The organism is Rhodococcus sp. NPDC054953, assembly GCF_053609225.1.
In genome coordinates this window covers 30,451-53,446 of sequence record NZ_JBSGXD010000012.1, presented here as the reverse complement: position 1 = coordinate 53,446, position 22,996 = coordinate 30,451, and the positions used below count along the sequence as shown (strand labels likewise).

Sequence of the window (22,996 nt, the reverse complement as noted above, 5' to 3'; positions counted from 1 at the left end):
GCCGGGCGCGTCCATGTCTCAGTCGCGCCCGATCATGTCCCGCACGGCCAGATGACTGAACACCATGCTCGCGCCGATCGGGTTGCCGCCGCCCGGGTAGACGGTGCCGCTCGCCGGGGCCATCGTGTTGCCCGCCGCATACAGGCCTGCGATGACCGTGCCCGACGCGTCGAGCACCCGCGCGGCGGTGTCGGTGACCAGCCCGCCCTTCGTGCCGAGGTCCGAGATCCCGAACGCGGCGGCGTGGAAGGGCCCCTTCTCGATCGGCACCAACGGTGACTGCCCGCCGGAGAACGATCGGTCGTACGGTTCGTCGCCGCGGCCGAAGTCCGCGTCCACACCGGTCGCGGCGAACTCGTTGAACCGCCGCACCGTCCCGGTCAGGGCGTCGGCGGGAACACCGATCAGGTCGGCGAGGTCCTCGAGGGTGTCCGCGGTCTTCCACAGGCCCGCGGCGACGTAGTCCTCGGTCGCGGAGACCGGGACGTTCGCGGCCTTCACCGGCGGCACGGCGCCCTCGCGGTCGTCGTAGATCATCCAGAACGGCAGCGGCACAGCGCTGTCGATGATGTCCCTGCCGAGCCGGTCGTACGGCGCGGACTCGTTGACGAAGCGCCTGCCGGACGCGTCGACGAAGATGCCGCCGGTGAACCAGAGCGCGAACGCGGACCGGCCGTTGGGGTGGGTCAGGCCCGGTGACCACCACGCCTGGTCCATCAGTCGGGTGTCGGCGCCCGCGGCGATGCCTGCCCGGTGCGCCTTGCCGAGATTGCCCCACGGGCCCATCGTGTCGCGGGCCTCGCCGGGGACGCCGTACCTGTCGCGCAGTTCCTGGTTCTGCTCGAAGCCGCCCGCCGCGAGCAGGACACCGCGGCGGGCCCGGATCGCGCGCCGTTCCCCGTCGTGGGCGACGATCGCGCCGACCACCGCGCCGTCCTCGACGACGAGGTCCTCGAGCGCGGTGCCGCGGTGCAGGCGGGCGTTCGGCATGTCCTGCATCGCCCAGAGGAAGCGACCGACGAGCGCCCGCCCGCCGACGAGGTAGTCCCCGGCCGGCTCGTCGGCCCAGTCCCGACCGAGCGGGCCGCGGACCGCGTCGGCAAGGTCGCCGAGCTTCACCGCCCGCACCGGCTTGGGGACGATGTGCCGCCCACCCGCGCGGGCCTTCGGGGCCTTGCCGAAGTAGTCGGGCCACGGCAGCACCTGAAAGACGAGATGCTCGTCGGTCTCGAGGTAGTCGATCAGCGGGGCACCGGATCGGACGTACGTCTCCTGCAGGTCGGTGGGGCTGGTGTCGCCGACGACGGCGTGGAAGTAGGTGAGGGCGTCGTCGATCGTGTCGTCGTCGCCGGCCCGCCGCAGGACGGCGTTGCACGGGAACCACATTCCGCCGCCACCCGAGTACGCGGTGGTACCGCCGAAGTACTCGGTTGCCTCGATCAGGAGGGTGTCGAGGCCCTCCCGCGCGGCGGTGTAGGCGCCGGTCACGCCGCCGGCACCGGATCCGACCACCAGCACGTCACACTCGTCGTTCCACTGCGTCATCGCCCGTTGCCTCCCCATGATCGTGTTGTCGTCGAAGTATCGGCCGTCGCGACGCCCCGCGTCGGCCAAATCGGTTAACGGATTGCGCGGGCTCGGGCCCGCCTACCCTGGATGCCGTGAAGAAGGTGCTGCCGGTCCTGCTCGTCGACATCGTCCTGGTGATCGTGTTCTGCGCGATCGGCAGGCGCAGCCACGACGAGGCGAACGCGCTGGCCGGGTTGCTGACGACGGCGTGGCCGTTCCTCGGCGGCCTCGCGCTCGGTTGGATCGCGAACGAGGCGCTGTACCGGACCAAGTCGGTCCCGGTCTCCGTAGTTCCCGCCGGAATCGTGATCTGGGTGTGCACCCTCGTCGGCGGCATGCTGCTGCGGGTGGTGTCCGGGCAGGGCACCGCGTTCTCCTTCATCCTGGTCGCGGCGACCTCGCTGGCGATCTTCCTGCTCGGCTGGCGCGCACTGTACGCACTGGTCGCGCCGCGAATCGCGCGCCGCTAACAAGTTGGCGTCGTCGGCGCGCGGACCACCGACCCACGTGCCAGAGTTTCTCTCATGAGCGAACTCGTGTCGCCGCCCCGCGACCCGCGGTCCGACCGCGGGTTCTTCGGCCAGCCGTTCGCGCTGGCCAACCTGTTCTCGGTGGAACTGTGGGAACGGTTCTCCTTCTACGGGATGCAGGGCATCCTGCTCTACTACCTGTACTACTCCACCGCCGACGGGGGACTCGGCATCTCGGAGGCATCGGCGGTCTCGATCGTCGGTGCGTACGGCGGAACCGTCTACCTGTCGACGATCCTCGGCGCCTGGATCGCGGACCGGGTGCTCGGCGCGGAGCGGACGCTGTTCTATAGCGCGGTGCTGGTGATGCTCGGGCACATCGCGCTGGCGCTCATCCCCGGGCTGGCGGGGGTCGGCGTCGGCCTGGTGCTGATCGCGGTCGGCAGCGGCGGGCTCAAGGCGAACGCCACCTCCCTCGTCGGGGATCTGTACGAGGAGGGCGACGAGCGCCGCGACGCCGGGTTCTCGCTGTATTACATGGGCATCAACATCGGCGGGTTCCTCGGCCCCCTCCTCACCGGGTGGGCGGAGGACAACTGGGGATTCCACGTCGGATTCGGGCTGGCCGCGGTCGGCATGGCCCTCGGGCTCATCCAGTACACGCTGGGACGCAAGCGGCTCGGGACCATCGGTGCGGCCCCGACGAATCCGCTGCCCGGATCGGTGCTGTGGAAGTACGCCGTCGGTGCCGGCGCCGCGGTCGTCGTGGTGATCGCCCTCGCGCTGGCCGGGGTGATCACGGCGGGCAACCTGTCCGACATGGTGGTTGCGCTGACCGTCGTCGCGGCGATCGGCTACTTCGCGGTGATCCTCTCCAGCCGCGCCATCACCAGCACCGAACGCAGCCGGGTCGTTGCGTTCATCCCGATGTTTCTCGCCAGCGCCGCGTTCTGGTCGCTGTTTCAGCAGCAGTTCACCGTCGTCCCGATTTACGCCGAGAAGTTCCTCGACCGCAACCTGTTCGGCTGGGACTTCCCGCCGTCGTGGGTGCAGTCGATCAACCCGGTGTTCATCATCGTCTTTTCCGGTGTGTTCGCCGCGATGTGGACGAAACTCGGTCCGCGGCAACCCTCGTCGCCGTTGAAGTTCGCGGCGGGCACCGCGATCATGGGGCTGGCGTTCCTGGCGTTCCTGCCGTTCTCCGGGGGCGCCGCAAACAGCACGCCTCTGCTGGGCTTGGTGTTCATCCTGCTGCTGTTCACGTTCGCGGAACTGTTCCTGTCCCCGGTCGGGCTGTCCCTGTCCACGAAGTTGGCGCCACGGGCGTTCCACACCCAGATGGTGGCCCTGTTCTTCCTGTCGTTGGCGCTCGGCTCGTCGATGGCGGGCACTCTGGCCAAGCACTACGACACGACGAATCAGGCGCCGTACTTCCTGTGGATCGGGCTCGGGTCGATCGCGGTCGGGGTGCTCATGGTCGTGCTGTCACCGTGGATCAGCCGAATGATGCGCGGCGTCCACTGACACCGCGGGTGCGCCTCACCGCGGCAGCTGGCCCTGGATGGGTCGCAGGAACCGACCGGCCGCGTCGACCGCCGGCCCGGAACTGTCCGCCCCGGCGATGAACACCGCGAACGCCACATCCTGGTCAATGCCGACGAACCAGCCGTGCGACGGCTGGCCCGCGACCTCGGCGGTGCCGGTCTTGCCCCGCACGTCCGCGATGTCGCCGAGTTGGGTGGCGGTGCCCGCGGTGACGGTTTCCCGCATCATGGCCTTCAGCGCGTCGGTGACCGCCGTCGGCGCGGGGGCGGGGGTCTCGTCCGCGATCCCGGGCTGCCCCTGGACGAGCATCGGCGCCGGGGTGGTCCCCCGCGCGATGGAGGCCGCCACCAGCGCCATCCCGAACGGCGACGCGGTCACCCGGCCCTGCCCGATCGCGGACTCCACCCGCTCGGCCGGGGTGTCGGCGGGCGGCACGCTGCCGGTGACCGTCGTCAGGGCCGGGGTGACGTAGTCGACGCCGAGCCCGAACTGCTGCGCGGCGTCGTGCAAGGCCATCGGGGTCATCGCCACAGCCAGCTGCCCCATCGTGGTGTTGCAGGAACGGGCGAACGCGGTGTGCAGCGGCACCGACCCGAGGTCGAAGTTGTCGTCGTTCGGGATGGTGCGACCCTCGATGTTCGCGCTGCCGGGGCAGGGCAACACGGTGTCCGCGGTCACCGAGCCCTGTTGCAGCGCAGCCGATGTCGTGACGGTCTTGAAGGTTGAGCCCGGCGGGTACAGCCCGGTGAGCGCGATCGGTCCCTGCGCGCTGGCCTCCGCGTTCTGCGCGACCGCGAGGATCCCGCCGGTGGACGGCCGGATCGCAACAATGGCCGCCTGCTGCGGTAGGTCCGCGATCGCCGCCTGCGCGGCCGTCTGCACGGCCTGGTCGAGGGTGGTGGCGATGTCGGGGGCTGCGGTGCCGTCGCGTCCGGCCAGCCGTTCCGCCGTCCCGTCGGACCGCACGAGCTGCACCGCCCAGCCCGCGGTGTCCGCCTGGCCCTGCTCCCACATCGTTCGCAGCCCCTCCAGGGCCGGGGATTGCACCGCCTTGTCGACGGTCAACAGCCGGGTCTGCTTGACTAGCCGGACTCCGGGGATCGCGGTAAGCCCCGCCTCGATGGGCGCGAGGTCGGCATCGCGGAGCGTGATGACGGTGAGCGGGCGGCCTTGCGCCGCAGCAAGGTCCGCGCTCAGGGAGGCCTCGGTGATCGTCGGGGCGAGGGGAGCGAGGAGCGGCGCAAGTGCGGCCGTTGCTGCCGCGGGATCGCCGACGGTGGCCGGGTCCAGCGTGACGAGGGTGACGGTCTGCTCGGTCATCAGCGGAGTTCCGTTGGCGGCGAGCACTGTTGGCGATCCACCCGCGAGGGTGGTGTAGCGGAGGGTGGTGTCCGCGGTGAGATCCGGCGCGAGCAGGGCAGGTTCCCACGGGATGGCGCCGCCGTCGGCAACGGCCTGCCCACCTCCGGTGGTGGTGTAGTCCCAGGTGTTCGACGCTGCCGTTGCTGCCGCGGTGGGGGTCGCGGTCGCCGTCCCGGTCGGGTCCGTGGTCGCGTCGTCACCGAAGGTCCAGTCCGCCTCGAGCGTGAAGGTTCCCGCGTCGCTGTCGGTGCCCGCGACGGTGAACTGCGCGTCCGTCGGATCGAGTCCGCCGAACATCTGCTCGATCGCGGCGGCCGCCGCCACGGGGTCGGAGGTCAGCGCTGCCGCCGCCTGCACGTCCCGGCGGGTGAGGGCGTCGGCGAACTCCTGCGCCGCCGTCTCGGTCGCGGTCGGCCCGCTGCTGCATGCCACCGCCCCGAGCGTGAGTGCCGACACCGAGATCACCGCGACCATCGCTCTCATCCGCATCACCCGACCCTATGCGGCTTCGTCGACGTGGCGCGCAGCGAACCGCGAGCGTAGCGTTGTAATCAAGTAATCCCAGCAAACTGCGAGGTGAGAGCAATGGGATACTCGTCGAATCGCCGATTCGGTCGCAGCGGCGGCTGGCAACAGGCCCAGGTCCCCGACACCAGCGACGTGGCCGACTGGTTCGCAGGACGACTCCCCGACGACTGGTTCACCGAACCGCCGACCCTCGAGGTCGATCGCGAGGAGATCGTGGTCACCGGCGAACTCCCGCCACCCGACGAGGCCACCGCGGCGGCCGTCGCGGGGCGGGTCTCCCGGTTCCGTGAGAGCACCCGTGGTGACCGGATGCGGATCGCCGACGAGGCGGAGGCCCGCTACGGACGCAAGGTGGCGTGGGGGGTGCGCATTGGCGACCACCGCGAACTGTTCACCCATCTGGCGGTGCCGGTGATGACCCGCCTTCGCCAGCCCGAACGCCGGGTTCTCGACACCCTCGTCGACGCGGGCGTCGCCCGCTCCCGTGCCGATGCACTCGCCTGGACGGTGCGGCTGGCCGGGCAGCATGCCGACGAGTGGCTGGCGGAACTGCGGGAGGCGATGCGCAAGGTGGACGACCTGCGCAGCGAGGGTCCGCAACTGTGATGTGACGGGGTACGGGCGAAATTCCGTTGCCGGGCGTCCGTCCCGCACGTAGCCTGGTCGTGAACCTGTTGTCGACGATCGGAAGTTCATTGCTCATTCGGAGGTAGTGACCGCGCGCCGCGTTTCTCGCGTGCGCACCGCACCCACCCTTCGAAGGAGAATCATGTCTTCCGTTGTCCTGTCCGACCTCACCTTTGCCTGGCCCGACGGCGACTCCGTGTTCGACGGTGTGAATGTCGCGTTCGGGGCGGGGCGCACCGGGCTCGTCGGCCTCAACGGCTCCGGAAAGTCCACGCTGCTCCGTCTCATCGCGGGTCTGTTGACGCCGGAACGCGGTTCGATCACGATATCGGGCGAGTTGGCCTACCTCGCCCAGGACCTCACGCTGGACCCGACGCGGCCGGTCGACGCACTGCTCGGCATCGATGCGCAGCGACGGGCGTTGCACCGCATCGAATCCGGTGACGGCACCGACGCCGACTTCGCGATCGTCGGTGCGCACTGGGATGTCGAGGAACGCGCGCTCGCGACCCTGAATCGACTCGGACTCGCGCACATCGCCGCTGCCGCAGAGGATCTCGATCGCACCGTCCGAACCCTCTCGGGTGGTGAGACGATGCTGCTCGGGCTCGCCGCTGCCCTGCTCGGCGAACCGGACGTGCTGCTGCTCGACGAGCCGACCAACAACCTCGACCGGGATGCGAAGGGACGCCTGTACACCGCCGTCGAACAGTTCCCCGGCGTTGCGATCGTGATCAGCCACGACCGCGAACTGCTGGATCGGGTGGAGAACATTGCCGAGGTACGTCACGGCGAGCTGCGCATGTTCGGCGGCAATTTCGGCAGCTACCTGGCGACCATCGACGCCGAACAGCAGGCGGCCCGCGCCGCCGTGCGAGACGCGAAGGCCGATGTGCGTAGGCAGGCACGGGAACTCGTGGAGGCGCAGACGAAGCTGGACCGGCGGCTGCGGTTCGGGAAGAAAATGGAGGCGAACAAGCGGGTCCCGCGGATCATCTCGCACGAACGGAAGCGGCAGGCGCAGGTGTCGGCGGGCAAGTTGCGCGGCAACCACCTCGACCGGCTCGACGACGCGAAGCGCGACCTCAGCGATGCGGAGGAGTTGATCCGCGGCGACCGGGAGATCCGGGTCGACCTCCCGGAGACGGTGGTGCACCCCGGGCAACGGGTGGTGGAACTGTCCGACGTCGCCCTCGCGTGCGGCCCGACGGTGTCGCTGACGGTGTCCGGGCCCGAGCGGATCGCGCTGGTGGGTCGCAACGGGATCGGGAAGACCACCCTGCTGCGGGCCATCGTCGACGCGGCGCCCGTGGTGCCGTGGCGACTACTCCCGCAGCGGCTGAACGTGTTCGACGAGGCACGCACGCTCGCACAGAACGTGGCCACCGCGGCACCGCACGCCACCGACGAACGGATCCGCGGTCAGCTGGCCCGGTTCCTGTTCCGGGGTGGTGACGCCGATGTCCCGGTCGCGGCGCTGTCCGGCGGCGAACGGCTGCGGGCCGCGCTGGCGACGCTGCTGCTCGCCGAGCCCGCGCCGCGACTGCTGCTGCTCGACGAGCCGACCAACAACCTCGACCTGCCGAGCCTCGCGCACCTCACCGAGGCCCTCGGCCAGTTCCGGGGGGCGATGGTTGTCGTCAGCCACGACGTCCCGTTCCTGCGGGACATCGGGATCACGCGGTGGCTGGAGTTGACGGAGTCGGGTGTCGCCGAGGTCGATCCGCTCTAGGGTCGAGGCATGACGGTGAGCACCGGCGCAGTTCACGCCTTCCGCGACGACGCCCTCGGCGACCTCGACGCCACCGGGGTCGCGGCCCGGATCGCGGCGGGCGAGATCAGCTCGCGGGAGGCGGTGGACGCCGCGATCGCCAGGGCCGAGGCGGTGACCGCGCTGGCCGCCGTCGAGACCCCCGACTTCGACCGCGCTCGGCACCGGTCGGATAGTCCGGGTACCGGACCGTTCGCCGGGGTGCCGACGTTCGTGAAGGACAACGTCGACGTCGCGGGCCTGCCGACCGGCGAGGGCAGCGCCGCGTACACCGCGCGGCCCGCTGCCGCGGACGGCCCGTCGGTGACACAGTTGCTGTCCACCGGTCTGGTTGCGCTCGGCAAGTCGCGGTTGCCGGAGTTCGGGTTCAGCCCGACCACCGAGTTCGCTGGCGCGGAACCGACGCACAATCCGTGGAACCCGGCCTACTCGTCGGGCGCGTCCTCGGGTGGCGCGGCCGCGCTGGTGGCGTCCGGGGTGGTGCCGATCGCGCACGGGAACGACGGCGGCGGCTCGATCCGGATCCCGGCAGCGGCCTGCGGCCTGGTGGGACTCAAACCGTCACGGGGCCGAATGTGCGCGGACCCGCAGGACCGGTCGATGCCGATCCGGATCGTCACGCAGGGAGTGGTGACCCGCACGGTGCGGGACACCGCCCGCTACTACGCCGCGGCCGAATCCCATTACCGGAACCCGAAACTGCCGCCGATCCGGTTGGTGGAGGGTCCGAGCAGCACGCGGCTCCGGGTTGGCGTCGTCACCGACTCCGTCAACGGCACCCCCACCGACGACGAGACCAGGGCTGCGGTGACCGCGACGGCCGACCTGCTCGCCGAACTCGGGCACCACGTCACGCAGGCCCCGCTGCCGGTGGGGCCGGAGTTCGTCGAGGACTTCAGCATCTACTGGGGTTTCCTATCGTTCGCGCTGTGCGCGGGCGGGAAGCGAATGCTCGGACCGGACTTCGACCGATCCCGCACCGACAACCTGACCCGCGGACTGGATGCGCTGTACCGGCGCAGCATCGCGAAGACACCCCGGGTCCTCTACCGGTTGCAGCGCACCGCGCAGCGTGCCGAGCACCTGTTCTCAACCTACGACGTGGTCCTGTCGCCGGTCCTCGGCCACACCACACCTGAACTCGGGTACCTGTCCCCCACACAACCATTCGACGAACTGTTCGAGAAGATCATCCGCTACACGGCGTTCACCCCACTGAACAACGCGGCCGGAACCCCGGCGATCTCGCTGCCGCTGCACACCACCTCGACCGGACTTCCCCTCGGCGTGCACCTCTCCGCCGCGCACGGCGACGAACGGACCCTGCTCGAGCTCGCATTCGAACTCGAGCAGGCGCGGCCGTGGCGGCGCATCCAGGACTGATCCTTCGGTGGACTCGTACTGGGCCGACTGGTCGGCGTACCTTCCCGTCGCGGTCGCCGCCGTCCTGGTGCTGTGGCGTCCGCTGTGGACCCTGACCCGGCATGCCGTGACCCTGGCGCACGAGGCGGGGCATGCGCTCGCCGCGGTGGCGACGGGCCGACGCTTGACGGGCATCCGGTTGCATTCGGACACCTCGGGCCTGACGTTGTCGCGGGGGAAGCCTCGCGGGCCGGGGATGATCCTCACCGCCGCGGCCGGCTATCTGGCGCCGTCCTTGCTCGGTCTCGGCGGGGCCGCGCTGATCGCGGCTGGCCGGCTGCCGGTCCTGCTGTGGGCCGCGGTGGCGCTGATCGTGGCGATGGTCCCGTTCATCCGCAACGTGTTCGGGTTCCTCGTCCTGGCGGCGGCGGGCGTGGGGGTCGGCGCGGTCGCCTGGTACGGATCGCCAGCCATGCAGCTGCATTTCGGCTACACGGCAATCTGGCTGCTGCTGCTCGGCAATCTCCGAACCCTCTACGAGGCCGCGCGATCCCGGTCGGGTCGTTCCGACCTGGACCAGCTGCGTACCCTCACCCACCTGCCCCGGGTCGTGTGGACGGTGCTGCTGGTCGCGGTCGCGGTCGGGACCGGCGTGCTTGCCTGGCGGGCGCAGTACGCCGGTTAGGCCGTCGCTGTGTCGTTGAACGACCGGATGACGCCGACGAGTCGCCGGGTCTGCTCGGGATCAAACAGCTGGGTCGGACCCTGCGGCGCGCGGTCGGTGAACGGGGCCTCGAATAGCAGCGACGGGTCCATCTCCCCGTGCCGGGTCAGGTGGCCGACGACGAGATTGACGAAGTCGATCTGGCTTGCCGTTGCGGTGCGCTCACCGAGGAACTCCGCGAACGCCTTCTGAACCGCCTCCTGATCGAGGCCGACCAGCGACCGGATAAAGCGTCCAAGCCCCTTGGCGTTGGTCACCGCCCGCTCAAGGTCCTCGGGGTTACCGGCACCGCTGCGCGCCAACAGGTCTTCGAGGGACTCGAGGTCGGCCCCGGTCAGAGCCTTCCCGGATCGCGCCTTCAGCAGTGCCAAGTTGTCGGGCTGGTGCCGCAGGTAGTCCCGCACCTTCGCGGTATAGCGCTCACTGTCGGTGGCGGAGCGCAGTTCCGGCATGTCCCGTTCGACGACCTCCCCGATGGTGTCGGTGAAGTCGGTGTAGACGACCACCCTTCGCTTCTTCTCGAGCAGCCCGACGATGGACCGTAGTTCGCGGCGGGCGTATTCGAGCATCGCCGGGGTGACGTCCTGCCACCACTCGTCGGCGGCAACGTCTCGCAGCAGTTCCTCCTTGGCCTTCACCTTTGGAATGGCGAGGCCCTCGTCGAGCAGTCCGTCGGCGATGCCACGGATTGTGCCCTCATGCTTGCGCAACGTGCCGTCGTCGACGATCACGGCGAGCTGGCTGCGCAGCACCACCAGGTCGAAGCGCTTGGCCATCTCGTCGGTGTCGCGGATGGTGGTCGGCAATGGGGCGAGGTTCTCGACAATCTCGGTGGCCTGCCGCTCGGTGAGCGAATCCCACGCGGCTCGGGTGGCGTACTTCTCCACATCTCTGCGCCGGGCGCGAACGATGAAGTTGTCCAAGCTCATTCCCGCGACCTGGCCGTGCAGCAGGTCGGCGGTGTCACGGCGCAGATTCGCAAAGCAGTCCACCTTGTCCAGTGCGGCAACAAGTTCGGTGCGGGCGGCGAACAAGCGCTGGGACAGTGACGGCGCAAGCGCGCTCTCCGCCGCATCGGGGTGCGCGTCGAAGTATTCGAAGTTGCCGCACACGTCGAACACGAAGAAGTCCTCCTTGTCCTGCCCGGGCCCGTAAAGATCGGGGCGCAGACGGGTGCCGCGGCCGACCATCTGCCAGTACTTCGTCCGCGACCGCACGGGCTTGAAGAACACCAGGTTCACGACCTCGGGAACATCGACACCGGTGTCGAGCATGTCGACCGAGATCGCGATGTGTGGCTCCTGATCGGGCTGGGAGAACTTGTCGATCAGGTCCTGCGAGTAGGTCACGGAGTGGGTGATCACGCGAGCGAATGCCCCCTTGTACTCGGGGTAGTTGGCATCGAAGCGGTCGGCGATGAACTCGGCGTGCCGCTGGTTCTTCGCGAAGACGATGGTCTTGCCAATCCGGTCGCCGCCGGCAACCCGGTGTCCATGCAGCATCAGGGTTTCGAGGACCTTGTCGACGGTGTCGATGTTGAACAACCACTTGTTGACGGCCTCGGCCTGTATGGCGTCCGGAATCTCGTCCTCAGCGATGTCGTCACCCCAGTCGAGGGACTCCCACCGCGCCTTCTCGTCATCGGACAGGTCGGCGTACCGGATGCCCTGCGTCGGGAAGGCGAGTGGCACGGGAACCGCGCGAGGCGGTACCAGGTACTTCTCCTTGATCGCGGTCTGCAGGTCGTATTCGTCCGTGGGGACACCAGTTTCGAGGTGAAACAGCTGATAGGTGTTGTAGTCGACCTGATCCTTGGGAGTGGCGGTCAGGCCGAGCAGCAGGGAGTCGAAGTAGGAGAAGATGTGCCGATACTTCTGGTACACCGAGCGGTGAGCCTCGTCGATGACGATCAGGTCGAAGTGGCCCGGACCAAAGCGACGCACCTCCCCGTCCACCTCATCGATGAGCCCCATCATCGTCGGATATGTCGAGACGTACACGCGGCCCTCGGTGGTCCTGTCGGTCAACAGGTTCACCGGGGACGAATCCGGCAGGTGCGTCTTGAACGCACCGACGGCCTGCTTGACGAGCGCCTTGCGGTCAGCGAGAAACAGCACCCTTTTGACCCAGTTCGCCCGCATCAGCATGTCCGCGAGCGCGACGACGGTGCGGGTCTTGCCGGAGCCCGTCGCCATCACCAGCAGGGCAGCACGCTGATTCTCATGCTCGAATCGCTCGGCGACCGCGCGGATCGCCTTCTCCTGATAGGGCCGTCCGGCAATCTCGTGCGGCACAGCGAGGCCGGCGAGTGCCTTGCGGGAGGTGCGTCTCGCGACGAGCAGGTCGAGTTCGTCCCGCGTGTGGAATCCCGCGACCTGACGTGGCGGGTAGCGGCGATCGTCCCAGAAGCGATGTTCGAATCCGTTGGTGTAGTAGATGACCGGACGTCGGCCTGTCATCCGCTCGAGGCAGTCGGCGTACAGCATCGCCTGCTGCTTGCCGACCACCGGATCCGCGGAGGTGCGCTTCGCCTCGACAACGGCGAGCGGCAACCCGTCCGCACCCCACAACACGTAGTCGACATAACCGTTGCCACCGTCCGGCATTCCGTTGACTGGGAACTCACGGTCACGGCTCTGGTCGAGTGCCCACCCGGATTCGCGGAGCAGCAGGTCGATCAGGTCTCGGCGGGTCTGGGCCTCGTCGTAGTCGTGGGTGTCGAGAGTCCCCACGCTCGCGGCCTGCGCGGCCGCGATCTGCGCGCGCAGTTCGGCGACGACCTGTTCCAGGCTCGCCTTTTCAAGCTCGGCGGTCTCGGCTGCGGCGTCACGGGCCTTCACCTGCGCGACAAGGTCCGCCTTCTCGGCCTCGGACTTCTCGAGCTGGTCGTCCTTTGCCGCCAGTTCCTTCTCAAGCTTGCCGAGCTGGGCGACGGTCTTCGCGACCACAGCACCGCCGCCGGGCTTCGGCAGTCGTGCCGGATCGAACTGCTCCTGCGACGACGGCTTGCTCGACGGCTGGGTGGCGTAGGTGCGGGCCAGCCAAGACAGGATGTGGAACAGCTCGGCGAGCACCTTCTGGCCCGCGTCCTTCGGTACGGGTCGGGCCTCGTGGACGGCGGCATTGCCGAGCTTGCGGATCAGGTTCATCTTCGCGAGCAGCCCGTGCCCCACGATCGAGGTGAACCTGGCGTCGTGCAGCCGAGCGGACAGGTCCGCCTTGTACGGCTCAGGGAGGCCCTGTGTCCGGTAGATCCACTTGACGGTGAGTTCGACCGTGCGGCGGGCGTAGAAGCAGGTGGTCCGCGCATCGAACAGGGCGTCCCGCTCGGCCTTGTGCGCCTCGGCGTGCAGCTGCGGCCATTCGGCCTGCAGAAAGTCGAAGTTCCCCACCATGGACGCGCGGTCCTCCTGTTGCCGGTGCGCTGGCGCAATGACGTGTCTGTTTCGTGCTGATCTTGGCATAGCGCGACGCACCGGGGTCTCCTGTCGGTGGCATCTGTCATTCTGTGCGGCTCTCGTGAATACGAGGTGCGCCGTGCCCGGCACGGCCCAGTCACTTCCTCAGGAGTACGTCATGACCGAGTATCCGAACCCGACCTTCCAGCCCGCCGTTCCGCCGCAGGCCGGGAAGAAGCGGCGTTGGCCGTGGGTGGTGGGCGCCGTCATCATCGTCTTCGGTCTCGCAGGCGCCCTCGGCGACGCCGACAAGGAGAAGGAGGGCACCGCGACCGCGGCAGCGGTCAGCAGCGAGTCGGCTGTCCCGAGCACAACCCGGCCCGCGCCGCCCGCCGTGCCCGCCGCAGCTGCCGCCCCCGCTGCGGCCACCCCGGCCGCGGCCGCCGTATCGGCTGCGCCGGTCGCGCCAGCGCCCGCGCAGGCACCCGCACCCGCGGCAAAGCCGCAGATGAGTTCGAGCCAGCGGAATGCCGTCCGGTCCGCCGAGCAGTACCTCGACTACTCCGCCTTCTCCCACAGCGGTTTGATCGAGCAGCTCGAGTACGAGGGCTTCTCGACCGAGGACGCGACGTTTGCCGCGGATAGCGTGGACGCGGACTGGAACGAGCAGGCCGCACGGTCCGCGAAGCAGTACCTCGAGTACACGTCGTTCTCGAGGTCGGGTCTGATCGACCAGCTGGTGTACGAGGGGTACACCTATGCGCAGGCCGAGTACGGAGCCGACTCCGCGTACTGACCCGGCCCGATCCGGTCAGGGAACGTCCTCGCCGCTGTCGGTCCCGCCGCGCTGCTCACGCCAGCGATGCAGCTCGGCGGCCCGCCGCGCCCGATAGCGGGCGAGCGTTCCCGCAACGAGCTCCCCCAGATGATGCCGATGATTGATCCGAGGCCGCCGCTCCGGATCGATATGCGGCGGCGCAATCCACACCGTCCGACCCGGATGCGTCGACCCCACACCAGCGACCTCGGTCCCCCACCCACCCGGACCGTCATGCACCAACGCATGACAGGCATCGCAGGCCAGATCCTCGTTGGTGATATCGGTGCCGCCGTCGTCCTTCCACTCCGTGATGTGATGCACGGCAGTCAACGTCGCAGGCGCATCACACCCCGGCCGGGTACACCCACGCGACGCCGCAATCAACGCGAGCCGCTGATCCGCCGACGCCAACCGCCGACTGCGACCGAGATGCAGGGGCCGACCACGATGATCGAACACCACAAGAACGGGATGCGCCCGCTCGGCCATCCGGAGCGCATCCCCGATCGGGACGATCCCCCCGGACGCCGTCGTCGCGACCCCGGACGCCCCCTCCAACTGTGTCAGCGTCATCGTGACGATCGCGGTGACCGGCAACCCACGATGGCTGCCAAGCGCACCCGACGACAGCAGACTCCGCAGGGCCACCGTCAACCCGTCATGATTCCGCTGCGCCGCGGTCCGGGTGTCGCGGGCCGCGGCCCGCGCGAGCTCCGTCCGGTCCAGAGTCGCGGAGTCGACGTCTCCGGACGGCGATTCGGGATCGTCGGGATTGTTCATTCCCGGCCGGGCCAGCTTCGCCAGCACCGGGTCGAGCAGGGCACGCAGTTCCGGGTCGAGCATCCCGGAGATCGGGCTCAGCAAGTCCGTCCCCTGCCTCCCGATCCGGATGCCGCGGCGGCGCCTGCGTTCCCTCTCGTCCGGCGCGCTGCCGTCGGGGTTGAGATGCGCGAGCAGGTGGATGCCGATCTTGGTGACGTCCTCCGGCGTGGTGGACCGGGCGGCGTCCGCGAGGATCGTCTCCGCGACGGCGATCTCGTCGGCGCCGGTGCCTGCCGGGATCCGGCGGATGGTTCTGGCGATCGCGGCGACGTGATCCGGCCCCACCGCGCCGGCGCGCACCGCGGCCGCGGTCGCAGGCAGCACCGGTTCCATCCCGTCACCGCTGATGATGTTCCAGGTGCCGACCTTGGTTGCACCCTTGACTCGCCGCGCCGCGTCCGCACCGGAGATCCGCAGCGTGGAGGTGAGGAAGTCGCCAACGGACCGGCAGGCGAGGTTCCCCGGAATGGATCGTTCGACGGATTCCACGATCAACCGGTGCCCGACCGCGGACGCCTTCCGCAGCGACGATTCCATCCGCTGCAGCGCCTCGACCACCTCGGCCTCGGCCAGCCCCGTCAGCGAGTCGGTGAGCAGACCCTCGACGGCGGCGTCGAGGGCGGCCAGGTGGCATGCCACCCGGTCCCCATCCCCAACACCGACTGTCGAAGGCATGTTCGAATTCTAGCGAGACCCACCGACAAGAAATCGGGTTCACTCAACGGGCCCGGGCGAGCACCTCGAGACCGCGCCCCTATTCGAAGTAGTCCTCGTCGATCTCGACGACGGTGAAGGTCTGACGGGTCTGTACGGCCACGCCATAGCGGATCATCAGTGACGCCAACCGCTGGCCGTCGACGAGGACGATCCGGGTGCCGATGTTCTGCGCGTACTCGCGGGCGCCGGAGGCGAACGCACTGGTGGTGATGAACACGCCGCGGGCGGCACCGACACCGTGCAGGGCGCCGACGAACGCCTGGATCTCCGGCCTGCCGACGGTATTCTCGGCGGCGTACCGCTTGGCCTGCACGTAGATTCGCTCCAGACCGAGCGGGTCCTGGTCAATGACGCCGTCGACTCCCCCGTCCCCGGAGCCGCCGATCCGCGCCGCCCGTCCCTCGGTGCCGCCGTACCCCATCGCAACGAGCACGTCGAGCACTGACTGTTCGAGGAAGTCGGGGTGCTGTTCACGCAGCCGCTTGAGTAGGTCCGCCGCGACCTCGGCGTGCAGCTGCGCGACCCCGGCCTCGATCTGCTCGACGGGATCCCCGGCTAACTCCGGTTCGTCGACGCGCACGGCGGCCGCATTCGCCTGCCGCTCGGGCACGTAGTCCTGGTACGCCGGAACCGCTTTCAGGATCTTCTCGGTGATCCCCGCCGGATGCGCGGCGAGCAGCGCGCGGCCGGCATCCGTGATGGTGAACGTCGCCCGCGCCGGCTTGTCGACCAACTGGGCGCGGTACAGCCCGCTCAGCGCCCACCCGATCCGGTTGTCGGCGCGGCCCTGCCCCGACGGCAACAGTTCCGCCCGCTGCTCGGTGCTCAGCCCAACATGCTCCTCCACCACCGCATGCAGATCCCGCTTCCGCCACGTGCCGCCGTCGTTGAGGGCTTCCAGCACCGGAGTGAGGAACCCCGACCACACCGGCATCGCCGACACCGGAGCAGACGCGGTCACAACTCACCCCGGAAGGCTCTGGACTGCAGGGACGCGAAGAGGGAGTCGAGCTCGGCGAGGGCGGCGCGGTGGTTGGCCCTCACGCGAGCGATGGCAGAACGGCGGGTCTCGAATTCACGCTGCAAGGTCGTGGGTGGCAATCCCACCGGAATCGACAGGACCTTGCCTTGGGAGATGTTCTTCATCGAGCCACTCGATCCGGTGGCCCGGTCAGAGACCTTCTGCCGGAATGACGGCCTCTGGAACAGGGCGGCGACATATCCGGGAACTGCCGAAGATTCGTCCTTCCACTTGAAACGCCACAGCTTGTCGGGAAGAGCCGTTCGGCCGTCTGTTTCAGTCACCAATGCGGTCGCACCGACAAGTTCCGACGTATTGGCGCGACTGAACAGCAGATCGCCGGCACGAACGAGGTGATTGGCAGGTGGTGCGTAGTCCGCCGGAAGCCGCTTGTTCTCCGACTCCCGGTACGAAAGCGATGTAACTGCACTAACTTTGAGGACGCGGAAACCGTCGCACGTGTCGTCGGACCCCACAATGTTCCGTCCGCCCTCGAAACCGTCTACGAAGTCCGCGACAACGCCAGCAGGCCAGTCTCGATCATTTGCCACCGGGTCACCGAACATGTCGACGAAGATCGACTGGGTCAGCTCGTCGAGTCGGGCGAGGGCTTCGCGGCGCTTGGCGCGGAGGGCGTCGGCGTGGTCGAGGATCGCCGCGATTCGCCGCTGCTCATCCAGAGCGGGCAGAGGTATCGGCCACTGCGCGAGAGTCGCCCGTCCAATGTGGTTGATTCCGGTTCCTCGTGACCCGCGCACAAACGCGCCAGACCCAGCCTCTCGACGGAAGAAGTGCAGAAGGTAGCGGGGATCCACCTGCTCGCTCGGCCGCACCCGGAGGAGAGTGTTCTGGAACGCGCAGTCGGCGATCTCGCCATGCCAGATTGCAGGCTTCCCCACCTCGCGCGGCGATCCGGATGCCTCGTTGAGAAGGATGTCGCCGGGTTCTAAACGGAACTGAGCCAACTCGGCATCCGTGAAGTTCATTTCCTTCACGTCGTCGAGGAGTAGTCCACTCCACCCGACATTGGCAGCGCGCAGGTACTTACGCATGTTCGGGCCATCGTGGTCCTTCGGCGACCGCTGCCGGCCGAGTTTGACCTCCGCGATCTCCGACAGCGTCACAGCTTGCACGCTCACGCCAGCATCTCCCTCAACTGCGCCATGCCGTCGACGATTTCCTTCTCGATCGTCTCCAGCTCGTCGAGAATCTCCGTAGGCGCCCGATGCTCGACCTCCTCGTGCACGATCTCCTTGTACCGGTTCAGGGACAGGTCGTACCCCTGCGCAGCAATGTCAGCCTTGGGCACGCAGAAGCTCTGCTCGGTCCGGGCCCGCTCCGTCTCCGAGGAATCCCGGAGACTCCAGCGCCGCAACACATCCGGCAGGTTGTTCTTCGCGTGCTCGTCACCGGAGACAGCAGCGAGCACCCCGAGCTTGCCCTCGTCCAGCAGCGGGTTGCGCTTGTCGTCGAGCGACCAGCCGTCGGCCTGCACGTCGTAGAACCAGACGTTGTCGGTGCCACCGGAGTTGGTCGTGGTGAAGAACAGGATCGCCGTCGACACCCCCGCGTACGGCTTGAACACCCCGGACGGCAGCTTCACGACGGCGTCGAGCTTCTGCTCCTCAACGAGGATGCGCCGAAGTTCCTTGTGCGCCTTCGATGATCCGAACAACACCCCGTCCGGCACGATCACCGCGGCCCGTCCGCCCGGCTTGAGCAGCCGCAGGAACAGCGCCAGGAACAACAGCTCCGTCTTCTTGGTCTTCGCGATCTGCTGCAGATCCTTCGCGGTGTTCTCGTAGTCCAACGAACCCGCGAATGGCGGGTTCGCGAGGATCAACGAATACGCTTCGGCGTCACCGGTGTTCGCCTCGGCGAGGGAGTCCCGGTAGCGGATGTCGGGCTGTTCGATGCCGTGCAGCAGCATGTTCATCGACCCGATGCGGAGCATGGTGTTGTCGAAGTCGAAGCCGTGGAACATGTCGTGGTGGTACTGCTCGCGGCCGGCGCCGGAGTTGATGGCGTCGGCGTGGTTCTCGCGCATGTACTCCGACGCGCCGACCAGGAAGCCGCAGGTGCCGGACGCCGGGTCCACGATCCGGTCGCCCGGCCGGGGCGCGGTCATGTGCACCATCAGTTCGATGATGTGCCGCGGCGTCCGGAACTGGCCGTTCTGGCCTGCGGACGCGATCTTCGCCAGCAGGTACTCGTAGATGTCGCCCTTGGTGTCGCGGTTGTCCATCGGGACCTTGTCGAGCCGGTCCACCACCCGCTGCAGCATCCCCGCGTTCGGGATGGTCAGCCGGGCATCCTTCATGAAGTGCGCGTAGGTGGAGTCCTCGCCGCGCATCGCCTTGATGAACGGGAACACCCGCTGGTCGACGATCGCGAACATCTCGTCCGGATGCCGATGCTTGAACACCGACCAGCGGAGGTCGTCGAACGGCCGGCCCTGCTCGTCGTCACCCGCCGGGAACGGATTGCCGTCGAGCGGCGTGCCGAGCAGGTTCGCCTTCTCCAATGCGAGGGTCTGCTCGTCGTCGAGGCGGCGGATGAACAGGAGGTAGGTGATCTGCTCCATCACCTCGAGGGGGTTGGAGATGCCACCAGTCCAGAACGCGTCCCAGACTGCGTCGACCTTGCTCTTGATGTCACCTGTGATCACGGGTACCGCTACCTGCCTGTTCTGCTCGACGACGACCAACAGAACTGTATCGACCACCCCATCGACACCGGACCGGTCCTGCCAGCGTGCCGTGCCGGGTCCGAGAACGTGTCGGTGCCGTCTGCCATTCTGTGCGGCTCGCACCGCTGAGCATCCGAGACCCACCACCCAGGAGAACCGTGATCGACGACCCCAGCGAGGTCACCCTCGCCCGCGATGTCACTGCCAGGCACACACGATTCTGGTTTGGCGTCGCCAGGCAGATTGCCGTCACGACCGTCATCTACGCGCTGCTCGTCGCGATCCTGTCGATCAGCGGCTGGCTGTCCTCGACCGACGATCCGCAACCCGGTCCCACCTTCCCCGTGACCATCGATCCGGGCGCCGGTGCCGACCTGCTCGCGGTCCTGGCGTCAATCGTGATCGCGCTCAACGTGCTGGTGTGGGCGACCCGCTCCGCCGAGATCAGCGAGGCGCTCGCGCATACTCGGCGCCGGTATCTCGCGCTCTGCGGTTCGTTAACGGGAGCCCTGGCGCTGCTCACCGGGCTGGCCAGTACGTTCCACGACGTCCCCAACCGTGGCGTCATCGACGCGCTCATCCTGCTCGGCTGCGCCGTGTTCATCGCGGTCCTCGGCAACGACACCGCGCTGCTCATCGGGAACGACATGCCGGTGCAGCGCCAGATCCCTCGCATTGCACGGAACAGGAGGATCCGTGCCCTCGAGCGTGTCGCCGCCCGGTGGCGCTGCCCCCGACCCGACGCCACATCGCACCTCCGCGCCCGGGTGACGGCCGATCTCCTCTCGGCGGCGGTCGTCACCGCACTGCCGCTTTTCGCGTGCCTGGCCGTCCTCGACAGCACGGGTCGGTCGGTCGACTGGTGGCCCACCCTCATTGCGGTACCCGGACTCGGACTGTTCTCCGTGGTGCTCGCCGCCTTCACCTTCGTGTCGACGGCCCGATCGTTCGTGGCCCGACGCTTCGACGACGCCGCCGCGTCAGCGATCGTGGGAGCGCTCACCTACGTGTTCATCGTCCTCGGCGTGATAGCCGTGTCGTTCCAGAGGGGCGGGGTCAGCATGATCGCGGTCGCCCTCTGCGTCGCGCTCGTGGCGCCGCCCGTGCTGATCGTCGCCCAACTGCGTGCCGATACCCCTCTGCGCATGCCGGGATGGACGATCCGCGAGGTCATGTACCGCAGCATCCTTCGTGAACTCTTCGCTGCGCATGCCCACCAGGGCGGCGCGCGGGCCAGATCCGCGCGTCGGCGATTCGCCCGCATTCGGGACTGGTCCGACCGGGTCACCGGAATGGCGGCAGAAGGCAGACCGGGCTCGTGACCGGGGTGGCCCGGCCAGCATCGACGCCGAACGGGCGGTTACCGTCAGCGCCTCTCGACCGATGCCCCGACAACCGCCCGGTCGGTCAGCGGGGCGTCCACACCGCGACGGCGGTGCGGTCGTCGGCGGACGATTCGAACGCGATCCGGTCGGCGAGGTCGGTCAGCCGGGGCGGGTTGGTCCAGCCGGTGGCGAAGGCGGCGGCGACGGCGCTGCCGCCGTCCTCGAAGGCGTCGGCGACCCCGTCGCTGCACACCATCAGCAGCTCCTCGCGACCGATCTCATAGCTGGTTCCGGTGACGACGGCGTCATCGGGCAGCGGCAACGCCAACGTCCGGGAGGTGGCGATCTCGCGGCGCGTCAGGCGCCCACCCGACATCAGCAGCCACGGCTCGAACCCGAGCGCACCGGAGCGGGTGCGCCGCCACCACGCGCTGCTGTCCCCGACGGTGGCGGTGTGCGCGAGCCACCGGCCCGGCGCCTCGACATCCTCGACGACGAGCGCGGTCACGGTGGTCGCCATCAGGTCGGCGACGTCGTCGAAGCGGGGCGCCCGGTTGCCGAGCAGCGCACCGGCGGCCCGCGTCACCGCAAGCGACGCGACCCGCAGGTGCGCCGTCCAGTCCCCCGACACCTCCAGATCCGCGGTCAGCAGGTGGTCGGCGAGCGTCGCGCTCGCCACCTCGGCCGCCCGGTGCGAGAACTCCATCGCCCCGAGCCCGTCGCACACGACCGCCACGATCCTGCCGTTCCCGTGCCGCACCGCGTAGGCGTCCTGCCGCGGCGTCCGGTCGGACCGGTGCCCGGTGCCGCGGATCGACGCCGCACGAACCGTCCATCCCCGCACGTCGAGGGCGTCGTGGACGGCGTCGGGCACGACGCCTGCGGGTGTCGGGTGACCTGTCGTCGACATGTACCCATCCAACACCCGCCGGGGCCCGCGACCCGGGCACGACGCGCTGCCGGATGCCGGTCGATCTCACCCGGTAAGGGGAACGTACTTCTTGCCCTGCATCCAGGCCAGCACCTCGAGGATCCGGAGCGCCGACACCGCGTCGTCGAGTCCCGCGGCCACCCGCAGGCCGACCAGCCGACGGTGCAGTGCGCCGTCGTCCGCCCGCAACGCCGACCGCACCGTTTCCAGGTGTTCGGTGCGGGTGCCGAGTTCCCGGCCGACGACGTCGTCGTAGATCGGGTGCAGGCGGGGTCGCTTCCTGGCGATCAGCTTCGACGCGATGGTGCGGCCGATGCCGTGGATCCCGGTCAACGCGGTCTCAAGCCGCCACTGCGTCGAGTCCGGGGTGAGCACCTCGGCCTCGGCTACGAGGTCCCGGTCCGGTCCGATCACCGAAAGCAGGTCGGCGAACTCGGACCGCCTGTCCCCCAACAGTTCCAGTGCACCCTGCGCCGGCACCTGTACCGACAGCAGGGTGGCGGCGACCAGATCGTCGGCGGTGAACACGTCGCGGTCGGCGGCACGGCGTCCACTCGGGTCCCAGCCGTCCCACAGCGCACCGGGCCGCAGGTAACCGGTCTTGACGACGGCGCGGGTGAAGTACTCGTGCAGCACGTCGACGGCGGCGGCGTCCCCCTCGTCCCGCAGGACGCGCGGCAGCCGCAGCGGTCGCGGGCCGCTCAGGAGCGGGTCGTCCGACAGCGGATCAGGCATCGGTGCCCACCCGGCCGAGCACGTGCGACGCGAACGCGCGGTTGTGGAACTGCGCGTACGGGCCGCGACCCTGGGCCGCGAGGTGCTGCGCGAGCGGGCGGATCGACTCGGCAAGCGGAAGGGCGAAGAACTGGTCGTCGGCACCCTCGTCGGAGACGAACCAGTCGATCACCAGGCCGTCCCCGCCCGCGGACGCCAGGCCGGTCCCCGCAAACCGCAGCAGCGGATAGCGGAGCACGAGATCCTCTGCCGCACAACCGATTGTCGCAATCAGCGCGGACCGGGACACGTACAGCGCGACCCGGTAGTCGACGATGTCGTCACCCTCAAGGAACCGCTCCACGTACAGCACCTGCATCGACCCGACATTGAGGGTGAACAGCCGTTCCCGCTCCGGGGTCCGGTTGGTCGCGGGCAGGGCACTGAGCGTCCACCGGTCCACCTCCCCACCCGCGGGATCGTCGAACGCGTCGGCGAGGTAGTCGGCGATCAGGTCGACGACCACTTCGAAGAACGGATCCCGCCCCAGTTCGGCGAAGCTCTCGTCGCTCGCGGACGGGTGGATGGTGGTCATGGCGGT

At 68.8% G+C, this 22,996-nt stretch carries 18 protein-coding genes; 8 read left to right on the top strand and 10 right to left on the bottom strand.

Annotated features, from left to right (window positions below; translation table 11 throughout):
- Positions 1 to 18 precede the first annotated feature (18 nt).
- Positions 19 to 1,545, bottom strand: coding sequence for an FAD-binding protein (locus tag ACWF62_RS10755; RefSeq protein ID WP_378509159.1), 1,527 nt, complete (start codon positions 1,543 to 1,545; stop codon positions 19 to 21).
- 116 nt (positions 1,546 to 1,661) lie between these two features.
- On the opposite strand from ACWF62_RS10755, the gene ACWF62_RS10750 reads away from it, so the two are divergent.
- On the top strand, positions 1,662 to 2,039 hold the full coding sequence (locus ACWF62_RS10750; protein ID WP_378509160.1) for a DUF3054 domain-containing protein: 378 nt from the start codon (positions 1,662 to 1,664) through the stop codon (positions 2,037 to 2,039).
- Positions 2,040 to 2,093: 54 nt separating this feature from the next.
- A complete protein-coding gene (locus ACWF62_RS10745; protein WP_378509161.1) occupies positions 2,094 to 3,563 on the top strand; it encodes a peptide MFS transporter in 1,470 nt (489 codons plus the stop codon).
- Between the two features lie 15 nt (positions 3,564 to 3,578).
- Here the strand turns inward: ACWF62_RS10745 and ACWF62_RS10740 are convergent, their stop codons facing one another.
- On the bottom strand, positions 3,579 to 5,429 hold the full coding sequence (locus ACWF62_RS10740) for a penicillin-binding transpeptidase domain-containing protein (RefSeq protein WP_452630070.1): 1,851 nt from the start codon (positions 5,427 to 5,429) through the stop codon (positions 3,579 to 3,581).
- A 102-nt stretch (positions 5,430 to 5,531) separates the two neighbouring features.
- On the opposite strand from ACWF62_RS10740, the gene ACWF62_RS10735 reads away from it, so the two are divergent.
- The 4 genes from ACWF62_RS10735 (at position 5,532) to ACWF62_RS10720 (ending at position 9,919) form a co-directional block, all read left to right on the top strand.
- Positions 5,532 to 6,080, top strand: a complete 549-nt coding sequence (locus tag ACWF62_RS10735) for a hypothetical protein (RefSeq protein WP_452630037.1) — start codon at positions 5,532 to 5,534, stop codon at positions 6,078 to 6,080.
- Between the two features lie 163 nt (positions 6,081 to 6,243).
- Positions 6,244 to 7,833, top strand: a complete 1,590-nt coding sequence (locus ACWF62_RS10730) for an ABC-F family ATP-binding cassette domain-containing protein (protein WP_452630035.1) — start codon at positions 6,244 to 6,246, stop codon at positions 7,831 to 7,833.
- Positions 7,834 to 7,842: 9 nt separating this feature from the next.
- Complete coding sequence (locus ACWF62_RS10725) at positions 7,843 to 9,255, top strand: amidase (protein ID WP_378509164.1); 1,413 nt, start codon at positions 7,843 to 7,845, stop codon at positions 9,253 to 9,255.
- A 7-nt stretch (positions 9,256 to 9,262) separates the two neighbouring features.
- A complete protein-coding gene (locus ACWF62_RS10720; protein ID WP_378509165.1) occupies positions 9,263 to 9,919 on the top strand; it encodes a M50 family metallopeptidase in 657 nt (218 codons plus the stop codon).
- Here the strand turns inward: ACWF62_RS10720 and ACWF62_RS10715 are convergent.
- On the bottom strand, positions 9,916 to 13,353 hold the full coding sequence (locus ACWF62_RS10715; protein WP_452630033.1) for a DEAD/DEAH box helicase family protein: 3,438 nt from the start codon (positions 13,351 to 13,353) through the stop codon (positions 9,916 to 9,918). The two genes, ACWF62_RS10720 and ACWF62_RS10715, sit on opposite strands and share 4 nt — an antisense overlap.
- 181 nt (positions 13,354 to 13,534) lie before the next feature.
- On the opposite strand from ACWF62_RS10715, the gene ACWF62_RS10710 reads away from it, so the two are divergent.
- The gene (locus tag ACWF62_RS10710; protein WP_452630031.1) at positions 13,535 to 14,152 is read left to right on the top strand and encodes an Ltp family lipoprotein; all 618 of its coding nucleotides are present in this window, start codon (positions 13,535 to 13,537) and stop codon (positions 14,150 to 14,152) included.
- A gap of 15 nt (positions 14,153 to 14,167) precedes the next feature.
- Here the strand turns inward: ACWF62_RS10710 and ACWF62_RS10705 are convergent, their stop codons facing one another.
- The 4 genes from ACWF62_RS10705 to ACWF62_RS10690 form a co-directional block, all read right to left on the bottom strand.
- On the bottom strand, positions 14,168 to 15,673 hold the full coding sequence (locus ACWF62_RS10705) for a DUF222 domain-containing protein (protein ID WP_452630029.1): 1,506 nt from the start codon (positions 15,671 to 15,673) through the stop codon (positions 14,168 to 14,170).
- A 79-nt stretch (positions 15,674 to 15,752) separates the two neighbouring features.
- The gene (locus tag ACWF62_RS10700) at positions 15,753 to 16,676 is read right to left on the bottom strand and encodes a restriction endonuclease (protein ID WP_452630027.1); all 924 of its coding nucleotides are present in this window, start codon (positions 16,674 to 16,676) and stop codon (positions 15,753 to 15,755) included.
- The gene (locus ACWF62_RS10695; RefSeq protein ID WP_452630025.1) at positions 16,673 to 17,875 is read right to left on the bottom strand and encodes a restriction endonuclease subunit S; all 1,203 of its coding nucleotides are present in this window, start codon (positions 17,873 to 17,875) and stop codon (positions 16,673 to 16,675) included. The genes ACWF62_RS10700 and ACWF62_RS10695 overlap by 4 nt, the downstream gene beginning before the upstream one ends.
- Complete coding sequence (locus tag ACWF62_RS10690) at positions 17,872 to 19,404, bottom strand: type I restriction-modification system subunit M (RefSeq protein WP_452630023.1); 1,533 nt, start codon at positions 19,402 to 19,404, stop codon at positions 17,872 to 17,874. The genes ACWF62_RS10695 and ACWF62_RS10690 overlap by 4 nt, the downstream gene beginning before the upstream one ends.
- A 179-nt stretch (positions 19,405 to 19,583) precedes the next feature.
- Between ACWF62_RS10690 and ACWF62_RS10685 the strand changes: the two genes are divergently transcribed.
- Positions 19,584 to 20,747, top strand: a complete 1,164-nt coding sequence (locus ACWF62_RS10685) for a hypothetical protein (RefSeq protein ID WP_452630021.1) — start codon at positions 19,584 to 19,586, stop codon at positions 20,745 to 20,747.
- A gap of 85 nt (positions 20,748 to 20,832) precedes the next feature.
- Here the strand turns inward: ACWF62_RS10685 and ACWF62_RS10680 are convergent, their stop codons facing one another.
- The 3 genes from ACWF62_RS10680 to ACWF62_RS10670 all read right to left on the bottom strand — a co-directional run bounded on the left by ACWF62_RS10680 (position 20,833) and on the right by ACWF62_RS10670 (position 22,990).
- The gene (locus ACWF62_RS10680) at positions 20,833 to 21,660 is read right to left on the bottom strand and encodes a PP2C family protein-serine/threonine phosphatase (RefSeq protein WP_378509169.1); all 828 of its coding nucleotides are present in this window, start codon (positions 21,658 to 21,660) and stop codon (positions 20,833 to 20,835) included.
- Positions 21,661 to 21,726: 66 nt separating this feature from the next.
- Entirely contained in the window at positions 21,727 to 22,416 is a 690-nt protein-coding gene (locus tag ACWF62_RS10675; RefSeq protein ID WP_452630020.1) for a DUF6308 family protein, read from the bottom strand.
- Positions 22,409 to 22,990 carry a hypothetical protein gene (locus ACWF62_RS10670; RefSeq protein WP_452630018.1) on the bottom strand — a complete coding sequence of 194 codons (582 nt, stop codon included), beginning with the start codon at positions 22,988 to 22,990 and terminating at the stop codon, positions 22,409 to 22,411. Before ACWF62_RS10670 ends, ACWF62_RS10675 begins: the two co-directional genes overlap by 8 nt.
- Positions 22,991 to 22,996: the final 6 nt, after the last annotated feature.

Excerpts from the sequence above, each read along its gene's own strand:
- ACWF62_RS10755 (WP_378509159.1), bottom strand. The coding sequence starts at position 1,545 with ATGACGCAGTGGAACGACGAGTGTGACGTGCTGGTGGTCGGATCCGGT.
- ACWF62_RS10745 (WP_378509161.1), top strand. The coding sequence starts at position 2,094 with ATGAGCGAACTCGTGTCGCCGCCCCGCGACCCGCGGTCCGACCGCGGG.
- ACWF62_RS10740 (WP_452630070.1), bottom strand. The coding sequence starts at position 5,429 with ATGAGAGCGATGGTCGCGGTGATCTCGGTGTCGGCACTCACGCTCGGG.
- ACWF62_RS10735 (WP_452630037.1), top strand. The coding sequence starts at position 5,532 with ATGGGATACTCGTCGAATCGCCGATTCGGTCGCAGCGGCGGCTGGCAA.
- ACWF62_RS10730 (WP_452630035.1), top strand. The coding sequence starts at position 6,244 with ATGTCTTCCGTTGTCCTGTCCGACCTCACCTTTGCCTGGCCCGACGGC.
- ACWF62_RS10725 (WP_378509164.1), top strand. The coding sequence starts at position 7,843 with ATGACGGTGAGCACCGGCGCAGTTCACGCCTTCCGCGACGACGCCCTC.
- ACWF62_RS10715 (WP_452630033.1), bottom strand. The coding sequence starts at position 13,353 with ATGGTGGGGAACTTCGACTTTCTGCAGGCCGAATGGCCGCAGCTGCAC.
- ACWF62_RS10710 (WP_452630031.1), top strand. The coding sequence starts at position 13,535 with ATGACCGAGTATCCGAACCCGACCTTCCAGCCCGCCGTTCCGCCGCAG.
- ACWF62_RS10705 (WP_452630029.1), bottom strand. The coding sequence starts at position 15,673 with ATGCCTTCGACAGTCGGTGTTGGGGATGGGGACCGGGTGGCATGCCAC.
- ACWF62_RS10680 (WP_378509169.1), bottom strand. The coding sequence starts at position 21,660 with ATGTCGACGACAGGTCACCCGACACCCGCAGGCGTCGTGCCCGACGCC.
- ACWF62_RS10675 (WP_452630020.1), bottom strand. The coding sequence starts at position 22,416 with ATGCCTGATCCGCTGTCGGACGACCCGCTCCTGAGCGGCCCGCGACCG.
- ACWF62_RS10670 (WP_452630018.1), bottom strand. The coding sequence starts at position 22,990 with ATGACCACCATCCACCCGTCCGCGAGCGACGAGAGCTTCGCCGAACTG.